Origin of the sequence: Delftia sp. RIT313 (assembly GCF_000632165.1) — a bacterium.
GTDB lineage: Bacteria > Pseudomonadota > Gammaproteobacteria > Burkholderiales > Burkholderiaceae_C > Comamonas > Comamonas acidovorans.
Map to the genome: position 1 here is coordinate 1 of NZ_JFYT01000068.1, position 13,963 is coordinate 13,963.

The 13,963-nt window shown below is 69.2% G+C and carries 11 protein-coding genes; 2 read left to right on the top strand and 9 right to left on the bottom strand.

Annotated features, from left to right (window positions below; translation table 11 throughout):
* Positions 1–132 precede the first annotated feature (132 nt).
* From BW39_RS20425 to BW39_RS20450, 6 genes are all read right to left on the bottom strand, one after another.
* Positions 133–1,098 (bottom strand): DNA/RNA non-specific endonuclease, encoded by a 966-nt coding sequence (locus BW39_RS20425; RefSeq protein WP_043823912.1) that lies wholly within the window; start codon positions 1,096–1,098, stop codon positions 133–135.
* A gap of 140 nt (positions 1,099–1,238) precedes the next feature.
* Positions 1,239–2,450 carry an MFS transporter gene (locus tag BW39_RS20430; RefSeq protein WP_043823913.1) on the bottom strand — a complete coding sequence of 404 codons (1,212 nt, stop codon included), beginning with the start codon at positions 2,448–2,450 and terminating at the stop codon, positions 1,239–1,241.
* Between the two features lie 11 nt (positions 2,451–2,461).
* Entirely contained in the window at positions 2,462–2,809 is a 348-nt protein-coding gene (locus BW39_RS20435) for a DMT family protein (RefSeq protein ID WP_012203978.1), read from the bottom strand.
* A gap of 81 nt (positions 2,810–2,890) precedes the next feature.
* Positions 2,891–3,568, bottom strand: coding sequence for a hypothetical protein (locus BW39_RS20440; protein WP_043824124.1), 678 nt, complete (start codon positions 3,566–3,568; stop codon positions 2,891–2,893).
* Between the two features lie 215 nt (positions 3,569–3,783).
* Positions 3,784–5,130, bottom strand: a complete 1,347-nt coding sequence (locus BW39_RS20445) for a sigma-54-dependent transcriptional regulator (RefSeq protein ID WP_043823914.1) — start codon at positions 5,128–5,130, stop codon at positions 3,784–3,786.
* Positions 5,115–6,539 (bottom strand): sensor histidine kinase, encoded by a 1,425-nt coding sequence (locus BW39_RS20450; protein ID WP_200871533.1) that lies wholly within the window; start codon positions 6,537–6,539, stop codon positions 5,115–5,117. The genes BW39_RS20445 and BW39_RS20450 overlap by 16 nt, the downstream gene beginning before the upstream one ends.
* A gap of 300 nt (positions 6,540–6,839) precedes the next feature.
* Between BW39_RS20450 and BW39_RS20455 the strand changes: the two genes are divergently transcribed.
* Together BW39_RS20455 and BW39_RS20460 are read left to right on the top strand one after the other, a co-directional pair.
* Positions 6,840–7,397, top strand: a complete 558-nt coding sequence (locus tag BW39_RS20455; protein ID WP_043781120.1) for a hypothetical protein — start codon at positions 6,840–6,842, stop codon at positions 7,395–7,397.
* 15 nt (positions 7,398–7,412) lie between these two features.
* The gene (locus BW39_RS20460; protein ID WP_043824128.1) at positions 7,413–8,852 is read left to right on the top strand and encodes an EAL domain-containing protein; all 1,440 of its coding nucleotides are present in this window, start codon (positions 7,413–7,415) and stop codon (positions 8,850–8,852) included.
* A 64-nt stretch (positions 8,853–8,916) separates the two neighbouring features.
* Here the strand turns inward: BW39_RS20460 and BW39_RS20465 are convergent, their stop codons facing one another.
* Genes BW39_RS20465 through BW39_RS20475 form a run of 3 tightly spaced genes read right to left on the bottom strand, consistent with a single transcriptional unit; the run spans position 8,917 to position 13,948 of the window.
* Positions 8,917–10,191 (bottom strand): glycosyltransferase, encoded by a 1,275-nt coding sequence (locus BW39_RS20465; RefSeq protein WP_175403303.1) that lies wholly within the window; start codon positions 10,189–10,191, stop codon positions 8,917–8,919.
* Positions 10,192–10,226: 35 nt separating this feature from the next.
* Positions 10,227–11,621 (bottom strand): sigma 54-interacting transcriptional regulator, encoded by a 1,395-nt coding sequence (locus BW39_RS20470; RefSeq protein ID WP_013803762.1) that lies wholly within the window; start codon positions 11,619–11,621, stop codon positions 10,227–10,229.
* A gap of 50 nt (positions 11,622–11,671) precedes the next feature.
* Positions 11,672–13,948, bottom strand: coding sequence for a TadG family pilus assembly protein (locus tag BW39_RS20475; protein ID WP_043823915.1), 2,277 nt, complete (start codon positions 13,946–13,948; stop codon positions 11,672–11,674).
* Between the last annotated feature and the right edge of the window lie 15 nt (positions 13,949–13,963).

Here is a 13,963-nt window from a genome sequence, read left to right on the forward strand (position 1 = left end):
GGGTCGCCTTCTTTGATCTGACCTTTCTTGGCGAATCAAGAAAGGGCAGTCGGCCGCCGGGCCGAGACCCGGCCTCGAAAAACAACCCCCCGGCAGGGGCAAGAAACAGCCCCCCTGGCCCACGCCAGAAGACTAGCTGCGCCCCCTCATCACCCCCGCCAACAACGGCATCCCCGTCCTCCGAGTGAATTCCTCATAACTGATCGGCGCACTCATCCGCGTATCCGGGCTATTGGCCTGCCAGTGCGCCCAGGCACGCCCCGTGCTCGCGTCGTAGACCAGCTTGAAAATGTGGCTGGGCACATGGACCTTGCCCGGCCCGATGGTCAGGGGCTGGCCGTCGAACACCGGCCCGGTGAACACATAGACATCGCCCTGGGCGCGCTGGGCGTAGCGGCGCGTGTCCTGCTCGACCTTGCTCCAGACGCCGCCGTTGTGGGTCTGGTCCTGCGGAACCATGTTGGCCAGGCTGAAGCTCTGGGCCATGGCCTCGGGCGAGTACATGTCGCCGGCCGGCGCCATGTGTCCGCGCGAGTAGCCGGAGCGGCGGTAGTCGTCCAGTTCGGCGCGCTCGGCGCGGGGCAGGCGGGCATCGGCATAGAACTTGTCGCTGCGCTTGAGGCCCTGGCCCTGGTCCAGCAGTTTGCGGTTCAGGCGCTCCACCACGAAGACGGGCGTCTTGGTCTGGCCGCTGTGCAGCACGGCAAAGGCGCTGAAGCACAGCTCGCGCTGCTGGGGCTGGATCTGCAGGGCAGGGGGCTCGCCACCGGGGAAGAAGTCGCGGCAGTGCGAAAAGCCCGTGGCCATGCTGCCGGCTGGCGGGCTGCCGCCACCGGAGGCCGTGCCCGAACCTGTCTCCGGCTGCTTGCGCAGGTGCTCCAGCCCAGGGATGGGCAGGGTGGAAAGGAAGGGCGGCTCGGGAAGCTTGGGGTGCCAGTTCGGGTCCAGGCTGCAACTGGCGATCTGGAAGGTGCCCGCTGCCGCCACAAGGGCGGCGAACATGGAGCGCCACAGGCCGCTGCGGCCGGAGGCTTTCTTCTTGGAGGCGGGGGAGGAACTGCGCTTGCGCGCGGAAGGCTTCTTGTTCTTGACAGTCATTCGGGGGCGGCAGGCGCTGGCCGCTGGGAGGCAAGTCCGCGATGGCGCGGGTTCTGATTCGGGTCCTAGGAATTCTCCTATGTTTCCAGGCCCCCAAATGTTTCCAGATGCCCTGAAAGCGGGCCGCGCATGGCCTGATGTCAGGTCTTGGGCTGGAGGTGTGGGGCCCTTGGTTCGGCAGGCGCGCCGAACCAGCACAGCGCCAGCGCCAGCACCGCGATGCCGCCCAGCGAAAGAAAGGCCGCATCAAAGCCGAAGCGCTGCGCAATCCAGCCCGCCAGTGCCGGGCTGGCGGCCGCGCCCAGGCCTTGCAGCGTCATCACGGCGCCCAGGCCCGCGTTGACGTGGCCGGTGCCGCGCAGCGTCTGCGCGACCAGGCCCGGCAGGGCAACGCCCAGCAGCCCCGCGCCCACGCCGTCGAGCACCTGCACGGGAATCAGCGCCCAGTCCGAATCCCAGGTGGCGGCGACCAGGCCGCGCAGCGGCAGCGACAGCAGGGCCGCCTTGACCAGCAGCCAGTAGCCGCTGCGCTGGGCGTGGCGCCCGGCGAGCAGGGCCATGGGGATCATGACCAGTTGCGCCACGATGATGGTCAGCGCCGTGAAGCCGCTGGGATTGGCATGGCCGCGCGCCACGGCGGCCTGGCCCAGCAGCGGCAGCATGGCGGCATTGCCCAGGTGAAACAGCAGCATGGCCACGGCCAGCACCCGCAGCGCCGGCGTGCCCGTGAGCACGTGCAGCAGGCCGGGTGCGCAAGGCCCGGTCTGCTCTGGGGGCGGCGTGTCTTGCGGGGTTTCATCCAGCCGCATCAGCGCCAGGCAGGCCAGCGAGGCGCAGCCCATCAGGGCCATGAGCACGAAGACGGAAGGCAGTCCCCAGCGCAGGCCCATGGCCCCCGCCAGTGCGGCCGTGGCCACGTTGCCTGCGTGGTTCCAGGCTTCGTTGATGCCCAGCTGCCGGGGCAGGTCCGCATGGCCGGTGATCTGCAGCGTGATGCCCAGCAGGCAGGGTGCGATCAGGGCCGCGACCACGCCGGTGATGACCTGCGATGCCGCCGTCACGGCCAGCGATGGTGCGATCCAGATGGCCAGGTTGCCCGCCAGCAGCAGGGCGATGGCCGCTGCCAGCAGCCTGCGCTTGCGGCGCGAGGCATCGACCAGCGCGCCCAGCGGCGTGGTGGCCAGCATGCCCGCGATGCCGCCCAGGGCCATGACGTAGCCGATGTCGTCCAGCCGCCAGCCCTGGGCGAGCAGGAACACGCTCAGGAACGGTCCCAGGCCGTCGCGCACATCGGCCAGGAAGAAGTTGAGCCCCGGCAGCCAGCGCCGCGCATGGTGGTGTGTGCGGTGCATGGAGGCTTCCTTCAGCGCAGGGGGCCCTTGAACACGAAGAAGGCGCCCAGGCAGATGAAGCCGAAGCCCACCAGGTGGTTGAGGGTGAGCTTCTCGCCCAGGTAGAGCACGGAGAAGACGGCAAACACCACCAGCGTGATCACCTCCTGGATGGTCTTGAGCTCGGCCGCGCTGTAGACCTCATGGCCGAGCCGGTTCGCGGGCACGGCAAAGCAGTACTCGGCCAGCGCGATCAGCCAGCTCACCAGGATGACGAGGTACAGCGGCCGGTTCTCGAACTTCAGGTGCCCGTACCAGGCGAAGGTCATGAAGACGTTGGAGATCAGCAGCAGCAGGACGGGGGCGATCTTGGGGGACATGGTGGGGTTCGGTGAAGGCGGGAAAGCAGAACAGCAGGAAGGGACAGGAGCCCGCCCGGCCCCGGGGACCGGGCGGTGGTGTCAGCGCGCGCCGTCGTACAGCGGCTGCAGGTCCGACAGGCTGGCACCCATGCTGGTGGCCTCCAGCGAGGTGCCGTGCGCGTTGCGCGTGCCCAGACCCGAGGCGGCAAACAGCTGCCCCGGCTGCAGCGGCTGCTGCAGCGCATGGGGGGCAAAGCGCACGATGGCGCCGTCGGACAGGATGACGCCGTTGGCATCGCCGCGCGGGCCGGTGAGAACAGCCTCGATGCGGCCCTGGGCCTGCTGCGTCTGCAGTCCGGCCATGCGCAGGTGCGGCGGCATGGGGCGCGCGCCGTCGCGGGCGGGCGGCTGGTCGTACACGGTCTGGCCGCTGGCCGAGTTCACGATGGCATCTGCCTTGACCGCACCACCGGCTTCGCTGCGGCCGATGATGCGCACCGTGTCGCCCACCTTCACGGCTGCCGTGAGCGCGTCGGACATATGCGGCGGGAACCGGACCACCGTGCCGTCGGTCAGGCGCAGGCCGTCCACCTCTCCATACGGATTGGTCAGCAGCCGGGCGACGGCGCTTTCGAGCACGGCCTGTGCGTGCGGCGCGCCAGGCCCTGCAGGGGCTGAAGGGGCCGAAGAGGCGAAGCCGCCGGGCGGCACGGCATGCGCATTCAATGCGCTGGAACCCAGCCACAGAACGGCGGAGGTAAGAACAAATCGGGACATGAGGGCTCCTTGGTTGGCAATGGACACGCATCCGTCAATGCAAGTGCCATGCCATCAGGAATCTTCATGAAATCAAGGGCTTGCAGCGGGCGCTGCGAGCCCGGTGTCCGATGTGGAGACAGCCGGTGTCACCGTATCGGACACATGCGGTGCCGTCCGCGCGTCCGCGCGTCCGTGCGTCCATGCGCCCATGCGCCCATGCGCCCATTGCGGCCTCAGCCCAGCCCGAACTCCGCCAGCTTGCGGTACAGCTGCTGGCGCGACAGTCCCAGGCGGCGTGCGGCCTCGGCACGGTTGCCCGTGGCGGCGGCCAGGGAACGCGTGACCATTTCGCGCTCCAGCTGGGCGACGGCGGCGGCCAGCGGGCCGTTCCAGTCGATGGCGGGCCCGTGTGCCGCTGCAGGCTGCAGGCCGATGTGCTCGGCCCCGATGACCGGCCCGGGGCACAGCAGGGCCGCGCGCTCCATGGCGTTGCGCAGCTCGCGCACATTGCCGGGCCAGTCGTGCGCCAGCAGCAGGCGCGCGGCGTCGGCACCCAGGCGTTTGGGCGAGGCGCTGCCGCCTTGGCGCAGGAAATGCTCGGCCAGCAGCAGCACGTCGCCCAGGCGCTCGCGCAGCGGCGGCAGGTGCACGGGCACGACCTGGAGCCGGTACCAGAGATCCTCGCGAAAGCGACCCTCCTTGACGGCTGCGGGCAGGTCGCGGTGCGTGGCCGCGATGATGCGCACGTTCACCGGCAGCGCCCGGCTGGCGCCCACTGGCGTGATCTCGCGCTCCTGCAGCGCCCGGAGGATCTTGGCCTGCGTGGGCAGCGGCATGTCGCCCACTTCATCGAGGAACAGCGTGCCGCCCTGCGCCTCGCGAAAGCGCCCGGCGCGGTCGCTGACGGCGCCTGTGAAGGCGCCCTTCACATGGCCGAAGAGTTCGCTTTCCATCAGGTCGGCGGGAATGGCCGCGCAGTTGACGGCCACGAAGGGGCGCTCCGCCCGGGCGCTGTTGCGGTGCAGGGCTCGGGCCACCAGTTCTTTGCCCGTGCCGGTCTCGCCCAGCACCAGCACGGTGGCGTCGCTGTCCGCCGCCAGGCCGATGCGCTTGAAGACCTGCCGCATGGCCTCGCTGCCGCTGACCAGCTCGGCTTCATCGCCTTCCTGCTCCGGGTTCTGCGCCGGGTGCTGTGCCGCGTTCTCGGGGCTGCCGGCCTGGCCGGCACTGAGCAAGGCGCGCTCCAGCACCTCGACCAGCGAGGTTCTGGCAATGGGCTTGGTCAGGTGGTCGAAGGCGCCCAGGCGCATGGCCTCGATGGTGTTGCTGCCGCTGGCATAGGCCGTCAGCATGATGCAGGGCGCCCGCGAGAGGCCGCGGGCCTTGCGCAGGAAGGCCAGCCCGTCCTCGCCGGGCATGCGCAGATCGACGATGGCCACATCCACCGAACCGGCCTGCAGCACCTGCAGCCCCGCCGCCACCGTGGGCGCCGCACTGACCGCGTGGCCCAGGTCGCCCAGCATCTCGGCCAGGCTTTCGCGGAAGGCCGTGTCATCGTCAACGATCAGGATGCGGGCCATGGAAATTCCATTTCTATGCGGGTGCCTTGTGTTGTCTTGCCCAGCGCGATGCGGCCGCCATGGGCCAGCACGATTTCGCGCACCAGCGCCAATCCCAGCCCGGTGCCGCCGGGGCGCGCGGTGGTGAAGGGCTCGAACAGCGTGTCGCGCAACTCGGGCGCAATGCCCGTGCCGTCATCGGCCACCCACAGTTGCAGCGGGCTGTTGCGGTGGGAAACGGTGGTGCCGCTGCGGTCCGCGCCCAGTTCCACCCGGCCGCCGGCCGCCGTGTGCGCCAGTGCGTTGAGCAGCAGATTGTCCAGCGCCCTGGCCATCTGCACGGGGTCCAGCAGCGGGCGGCGCCCATCCTGCAGGTCCCGGGCAAGGCCGGCGGAAACCGCCGTTGCCAGTTGCACGCCCCTGGCCTGGGCCAGCTCGGCATGTGCCTGCAGCCTTTCGTCCAGCAGCTGCTGCAGGTCCACCGGCTCCGGTTGCACCCGGAAGGGCTGGGTCAAGGCCAGCAGGCTCGATACCAGGTCTTCCAGGCGCGCGGTCTGGGCCAGCACGGCCTCCAGGGCGCCCTGGCTGCGCGCTTCGCGCAGTGGCGCGGGCGCTGCCAGCGCGGTCTCGGCCTTCATGCGCATGGTGCCCAGCGGGTTGCGGATCTCGTGCGCCAGGCCTGCGGACAGCCGGCCCAGGGTGGCCAGCCGTTCGGCACTGAGCAGTTGCTGCTCCATCTGAGCCGACTGCCGCTGCCAGCGCCGGAGCATTCTGCCCAGCCACAGGCCCGAGACCAGGACCATGCCCAGCAGCAGGCTGACGGCAAGGATGAGGGGGTTGACCACGTCGGCGCTGATGAGGGGAACGCGCATCAGCGTCCAGGCCACCAGGGCGGGCGCATCGGCCTGGGCCGGGCAGGCGGCAAAGACCACCGCCTCGCGCAGGCCGGGGCGCAGGTCGGTCACCAGGCCTGCGCTGTCCCGTGCGCGCTGGGCGGTGGAGGCGATGCGCTCCATCTCCGCACTGGGCGCATCACGCTTGATGCCCGAGCCGTCATAGGTGGGAAAGGCATAGGCCACGACACCGGGGCCCTCGCGCCAGAAGCCGCCTTCCATGCCGGGGCGGTCGCGCAGCGCCAGGTCCAGCACGGCCTGCGCGGCGGACCGGGCCTGTGCGCTGGGCGTGTCCGCCATCAGCCCCGCCAGCCCCATGCGCGCGGCCCCGGCTTGCAGTGCGCTGCAGCTGACGCCTGCGGCGTCGCGGGCGCGGGCAACCTGCTGGTCGGTGCCCTGCCGGCTCAGCAGCAGCAGCAGCCACGCCAGCACCAGGGCGACGGCCGAGATGGTGAGCCAGAGGATCACCAGATCCCGTTGGATGGACTTTTGCGGGGACAGGGCCGGCTCCTGAAAGTGATGCGCTGGAACATACACCGAAAGGGGGGCCGCGCCTGGCAGCCAGGGCCGCGTCGGCCCGCGCGGCCGCCGTGAAAGTAACGCCGTGGCGCGCCGGCGTTACGTGACATCGCCCGTAACGCCGCGCGGTGACATGGCGGCGGCTGTGCGTGGGTGTTCAAATAAATCAATAGGTTACAGATGGCTTTGCGTTGGGTGAAGACGGCCAGGCCCATGGCACGCTTGTTGCAACAGGATGCAAAAAGCTTGTCGCAGTGTCTGGAAAACCGGGCGCTGCGCCACCCGCCCCATTGATCGCAGTCTTTCGGAGGAGAAACCATGGCCGCTGTCTCGTTGTCGTTTGCAGGCGTGCCCCTGCCGCGACTGCGCGCCCACCCGGACAGGGCGCGCAGCAAGCCGTTGAACGTGCCCGCCTCGTTTGCGTCTGCGGCGGTGCCGCGCGCTTCTGGCTTTGCCTCAGCGCGCGAGGCCGGTGATGGAGGCGCGCATGCACAGATGGCGCCGGTGGCAATGCTGACGCGCGTGAGCGAGGGCGTGCGCATCGTGCGGCGCAACGATGTGATCGCGGCCCAGGCCGGCGCCGTGCTGCAGCAGGGCGACCGCGTCATCGTGCCTCAGCAGGGCGGCGCGCAGGCCGTGTTCCAGGAGCAGGACGGGCAGGCGCTGCTGGGCAGCTTCGCAGGTGGCACGGACGCCACGCTGGCGTATTTCAGCCGCAAGGCGGATGCCTGCTCGGTGGTCTTTGACCTGGTGGCCGGCCATGTGGACCTGGCACTGTCGGCCGTGGATGCCGGCGTGCTCGGCGGCGGGCCGTCCGGCCGGGGGCGCAGGGCGATCGGATTTCACTGCTATTCACAACCCATTGCAGGCCGTTGAATGAAGGAGCACACCATGCACGACGACATCATCGAAGCTCCGCCCGGCGACACCCCCGTGGACCTGGCCATCTGGCTGTCGCCTCTGCAGACCTGGCGCAGCGTCTACGGCAACGGCTTCTGCGACGAGGCCATGCGGGTCTGCGTGGAGCGGCTCACGGGCCTGGGCATCGATGCCGAATCGTTGGAGCGTGCGGGCGACACGGTGCTGGTTCGGGGGTTCGATCCCCGCACGATGGCAGACACGGTGCTGCCCGGCAATCAGGCCCGGCATGGCTGGATGCATGCGCTGGAGTCCGCCCTGGTGCGCGACCCGGTGGTGGACGGCGCGCGCCAGGCCTATCTGCGCGCCGAGGTGCAGGCGCTGGGCTGCGTCTCCCTGACGGGCCTGCACGAGATACGCGGCAAGGGCCACGCCACGGCGGGCGTCCAGGACATGGCGGTGCGCAGGATGCACCCCAGGCTGATCAAGGCCTACCAGGCCGACATGCAGTTGGCGGGCCGCCTGCTGGACGATCTGCGGCTGGGCCACCTGGCGCTGGCATTCCAGCCCGTGACGCTGCTGGAGCCCGCAGGCATGGCAGGCGGGGGCAGTGGGGCCGGCGCGGGCCGCACGCTCTACCACGAGTGCCTGCTGCGCCGCAGCGTGTTCTCTGCCTACGACAACTATGCCGTGCCCCATGCCATCGAGGCGCTGGAGCGCCTGGGCCTGGCCGCGCGGCTGGACCGCAGCGTGCTGTGGTCGGTGATAGGCGCGCTGGAGATGAAGACTGGCCACAGCCTGGGCTGCAATCTGTCGGCCGCCTCGTTCTGCGACGACGCTTGGTGGGATGGCGTGTTCGACTACCTGGAGGACCGGCCCGAGATCGCCCAGCGCCTGGTGCTGGAGATCACCGAGACCGGCGCCTTCCCCTGCGAGAAGGCCGCGCTGGGCCTGGTGCGGCACCTGCAGATCCTGGGCGTGCGCGTGGCGCTGGACGACATCGTGCCCCGGCGCGGCGGCCTGGACATTCTGGGCAAGCTGCGCGCCAACATCGTCAAGATCGACAAGTCCGTGCTGGACCAGAGCCTGCAGGCCCGGCCTTCGGCCCGGATGATGCAGGGCCTGGTCAGCCTGTGCGCCGACCGGGGCGCCTGCGTGATCGTGGAAGGCATCGAGTCCGCCCAGGGCCTGGAGGCCGTGGCGCTGGCGGGCGCCCATGGCGCGCAGGGCTTCTTCATCGCCCGGCCCTCGCTGCATGGCCTGCTGGACCAGGTGGTGCGCGTGGAAGACGTGCTGGAGGTGCTGGAGGCGACCGAGGTGCAGGACGGCGACGAGCTGGACATGGCCCTGAGCTGGAGCGGCATGGAGCGCATGTCTGCTCTTGTGGCGGCCTCCACCGTGTCTGGTGGAGCCGAGGTGTCGGCCGCCGAGACCGGCATGGGCACGGGATTTTTCCTGCAGGCGCGGGCCTGAGGCCTGGACCGATCCTGGCCCTGGGCCGTCCCTGGGTCGCGCCTGACCGGGCCGGGGCGGCACCTCACTCCAGCATCAGCGGGGCGGCCCTGCGCCGCGCCATGGCCAGGCGGAACAGGTCCATGAAGCGCGGAGCCACGTTGGAGATGTGAAAGCGCTTGCCCGTCTCGCGCGCGGCCCGGCCGTAGCGCTGGCGCCGGGCCGGGTCGTCGCGCAGCTGGCGGATGGCGCCGATCCAGGCGTCGTCGCTGTCGGGCAGCAGCAGGCCGTTGACATCGTTTTGCACCAGCTCCGGCACAAAGCCCCAGTTCGATCCGATCACGCAGCCGCCGCGCGCCAGGATCTCCATCAGGCCCCAGTTGGCCACTCCATAGCGCAGCGGGTAGAGGAACAGGTCCACCGAGGCCAGCGTGCGCGCGAACTCGTCATACGGCAGCTTGCCCGGGAACTCCACCACCTGGGCGGCCGGGTGGATCTGCAGAAGATGGTCGCGGAAACTGGCCACCTTGCCCTGGTAGCGGCGCTCCACCCACTGCTGTTCGTAACCGTAGGTCACGGCCGTGGGGTCGCCCAGGGCGATGAAGCGCATCTGCTGGCCATCGCCCTCGCGCACCAGTCGATCGACCAGGCGCATGAAGGTCTCGAAGCCCTTGGAGCTGGACAGGTCGCGCGATGAGAAGGCCACGGTGAAGCGCGTGTCCTGGCGCGGCGGCGGCTCGGCCTGCTCGTCGGGCGCCTGGATGTCGAAGCCCTCGAACTGCACGGCCACGCGCTCCTGCAGCAGCGGCGGGAACAGCGAGCGTGCATGGGCGCTGGGCGTGATGGTCAGGTCGCTGCACAGCACCTGGTGGTAGTGCAGCATTTCCATGTTGCGGTCGGCCAGGCGCTGGGACAGGTCGGGCGGGTAGTCGGGCTCGTTGCCGTGCACGCGGTAGCTGGGGAATTCGATGTAGCTGACGATGGCGGCATCGATCTCGCCGTACAGCAGGTTGGGCGCGGCCCACAGCGAGTGGGCGACCACCACGTCGATGCGCTTGCCCTTTTCCTTCTCGAAGGCCTGCAGGCCCTGCAGCAGGCCGCGGCCTATGCGTGCCGAGCGCTCCACCTTGCTGGAGTAGTAGTAGCTTTGCGGGCCGACGATGTCGCCATCGGGCCGGAACGACAGCAGGTGGTCGCACTGGCTGGCGTAGTTCTCGGCATGGCCGGGCATGGTCATGAACCAGCTGTCGGCCGCGCCGCTGGCGCGAAGGTGGCTGCACAGCAGGCTGTACTGGCTGGGGTAGACGGCGCTGACGAAGATGATGACCGGCTTGTCCTGCATGTTCGTGGAGGTCTCCATGGCGTGGGGGGATGGGGATGTGTCGGAGGGCGTGCTCAGCCCGGCACGGGCACTTCGGGCTCGCCGTCGCTGATCTGGTACTTGCGCATCTTTTCCCAGAGCACCTTGCGGCTGATGCCCAGGTGCTGGGCCGTGTTCTGGCGCTTCCAGTCGTTGGTGTTGAGCGCCGCGATGATGCGGTTGCGCTCGTCCATGTCCCAGTTGCTGCGGTCGGCCAGCAGGGGCTCGGCGGCGCCCGCGTCCGGCGGGAAGGTGGTGGCCGACAGGGCCTGGGCGTGCTGCAGGATGCGCTGCGTTGCGCCGTCGGCGTTCCAGTCGCGCGTCTGGCGGGCGGCCACGCCGATGCGCTCGGCCAGGTTGCGCAGCTCGCGCACATTGCCGGGGAAGTACATCTGGGCCACGGCGTCGAGGATGAAGAAGGGCGCCTCGCCCAGTTCCTTCATCGTGGCCTCGCCCACCACCTTGCGCAGGATGGCGTGGAAGATGGCCAGCTTGTCGGCCTCGCCGCGCTCCTCCAGGCTGGGGATCTGCAGCTCGATCACGGCCAGGCGGAAGAACAGGTCGGCCCGAAAGCGCCCCTCGCGCACCAGCCCGCGCAGCGGCTTGTTGGTGGCCGCCACCAGCCGGAAGTCCAGCCGCACGGCGGCGGCCGAGCCCAGCCGCGTGATGGCGCGCTCTTCCAGCACGCGCAGCAGCTTGACCTGCTGGTACAGCGGCAGGTCCGCGATCTCGTCCAGGAACAGCGTGCCGCCGTTGGCCTGCTCCAGATAGCCCTTGTGGGCATTCACCGCGCCCGTGAACGAGCCCTTGGCATGGCCGAAGAACAGGGACTCGAACAGCCCGTCCGGGATGGCGCCGCAGTTGACCACCACGAAGGGGCCCTGGCCGTAGCGGTTGTTGCGCTCGTGCAGCCGCTCGGCAATGCGCTCCTTGCCCACGCCGGTCTCGCCGATGATGAGCACGCTGTGCTCGCAGTCGGCAAAGGTGTCCACGTCGCGCAGCAGGCGCTGCATGCAGTCGGCCACGGCGATGATGTCCTCCGAGCGCTGCACCTGGCGCTGGTTGCTCTGCATGCGCCGCAGGATGCGCACCAGCATGGCGCGCAGCTCGGCCCCCGTGAAGTCGAAGGGCAGCACATGCGAGTACTCCATGGCATAGGTGCCGGCGTTGGCGTCGCGCTGCTTGGCGCTGACCCACAGCACGGGCATGCCGAAGGTGCCCTCCACGCCCTGGCGCGTGAAGCGCGCGCCCTCCAGCACCGAGACGCTGACCACGGCAATCGCATTGCCCAGCTCGCTGGTGTCGGCGGGCAGGGTCAGCCCGTCGGCGCGCACCACGTCCACGCCCAGGTTGAGCACGCAGCGCTCCACCCGCTCGGCGATGTCGGCCTGGCCTTCCCAGACATAGATGACGAGCTCGTCCAGATTCACGTTGCATTCCCTCGTTGTCGATTCATGGATTGGATGGCCTTGCCTGCCGTTCAGAAAACCAGTTGCGCCGTGTCGCAGCCGATGGACAGGGCCTTGATGTCGGTGCGGCCCACCTCCAGCCCCAGCGTGTCCTTGAGCACGCTGGTCAGCAGCGTGCCCACGCCGTTGAGGATGGGCTTGAGCACGGTGGTGACCAGCGGCTTGAGCAAGGTGCACAGGGCACCGGTGCAGGTGAGGTTGTTGTCGCGGTTGAGCAGGGACTGGATCTCGGGGCTGTTCGGGTTGATCGCGTACAGGTACTGCGGGTGCGAGGTCAGCAGCTTGGTCACGTTGTTCTTGACGCAGCCATTCCAGTTGAGCAGCGAGCTGAGCAGGCCCGCGCAGCTCTGGTAGCCGTTGTCGTAGGTGGAGATGCCCAGCACATCCAGCAGGCCGCCGGGCACGCTGGTGTAGGAGTTGAGGGCGGCCGAGAACGTGCCGCTGTTCCAGGTGGAGGACGGGCAGGCCACCAGCAGGCAGGACTTGGCGATGGCGTTGTTGAACGTGAAGTTGGACGTGAGCAGCGGCGGCATGTAGTCCTTGTCGCCGGCCACGCCGCGCCCGCTGAGCAGCAGGTTGGTGAGGCTGGTCACGTTGTAGAGCCCGTTCACCATGGAGGCGTCCAGGTAGGAGCCCAGCAGGCGCGTGGTGATGTCGGTGGGCGTGCTGTTCGGTGGCTGCAACAGGCCGCTGAGCAGGTTGAGCAGTCCCGTGACGATGTTGTTGACCGTGTCGCCCAGCGCCAGCTGGTTCACCTGTGTGGAGCGGTTGGTCTTGGACCAGTTGGGGTCGGCCGGATCTTCGTAGCCCGGCTCCATGCCCAGGCCCGTGGTGGAGTCCGTGTACTCCAGGGCCGGTACCCACAGCTTGCCGTTCAGCACGGGCAGGTGCAGCAGGGTGATGAGCTGCTCATTTTGCAGGCCCTTCTCGCAGCTTTGCTTGTTGTTGGGGTCCATCTTGCCCACGCAGGCGTTGAGGATGGAGGACTTGACCGACAGGTCCATGGTCTGCGGGCTGGCGCTGCACTGCAGCGCCGTCAGCGTGCCCGTGGCGTTGGTGATGTCCACGGCAATGGGCAGCTTGACCTGGGTGCCCAGGATGTCCTTGACCAGCCATTTGAGTGCGCCGCCCAGCAGCTGGTCCGTGTCCACGTTCAGGTTCAGGCGGATCTGCGCGCTGTAGCCCTGCGTGCCGACGGGGCCCACGGCAATGGTGGGCGGCTGCACGATGGTCAGCTGGCCCTTGATGAGCCCGGCCACATCCAGCTGGTTGGCCTGCAGCGCATGGCCGTTGGCGCCGATGGCAATGGCCGTCTTCAAGAGGTCGCCAATGCCCAGCTGCACGTCCATGGCCGCGTTCAGCGGATCGGTGCGGCCGGCGCCCAGGAAGGCGAACAGGCCCTTCTGATCGTCCAGGCTGCCCAGCGGGATCTTGATGGTGCTCAGGCCCGCGTTGATGATCTGGGTCTTGAGCGCATTGAGCTGCACGGCCAGCGCGTTGTCGGTGATGGCGCTGATGGAGGCGTCGATCACGTTCAGCAGGGTGACGCTGGCGATGTTGGCCAGGCCCTCGGGCGACAGCGCGCGCAACTGCTCTATGCCCAGGTTCACGCCCAGGGCCTTGAGCAGGCCGGCCGGGCTGATCTTGGCATCGGCCAGGCCCTTGGAGTCCAGCAGGGTCAGCATGCCCACGTCCAGCCCCACCAGGCCCAGCAGCCCGCCCAGCGGCGTGTCCTTGTTGAAGCGCAGCAGCTGCGAGCCCACCTGGAAGGACGCCACCGAGTCGTTGCGCATGGCAATGGCCTCGGCCACCACGGCACGGCTCCAGGGACCGGGGAAGATGGTGGGCGAGGTGCCGCCCACCGTCACGCGCGCCGCGTTGAGCGGGCCGGAGCTGGCGTCGAAGAAGCGGCCGCCGCTCGATTGGCGCGCCGGGTCCGCCGGGTTCCAGTTGCCGCAGCTGACCACGGTCTGGCTGCTGTTGCGGGTCAGTGGAACCGGCCAGTTGGCCGTGATGCTGTCCTCGCCCGCCGTCACGCAGGCAGCGCGGTTGCTGCGCTCGGCATTGATGGCCTGGGCCGCCTGGGTGGCCGCCAGATCGGCAATGCGCTGCAGGTCGCGCTTGGCGTAGTACATGTAGCCCAGGTCCACGACGCCGAGCAACAGAAACAGCACCGAGCCCAGCAGGGCGAACTGCACGAGCAGGCTGCCGCCTTGCCGGCGCCCTTGTCGGCGCCCTTGCCGGCGCGTTCGGGGGCGGTGTGCGGATGCGGGGAGGTGGGTGAGCATGCTCTGGTCCTCCTG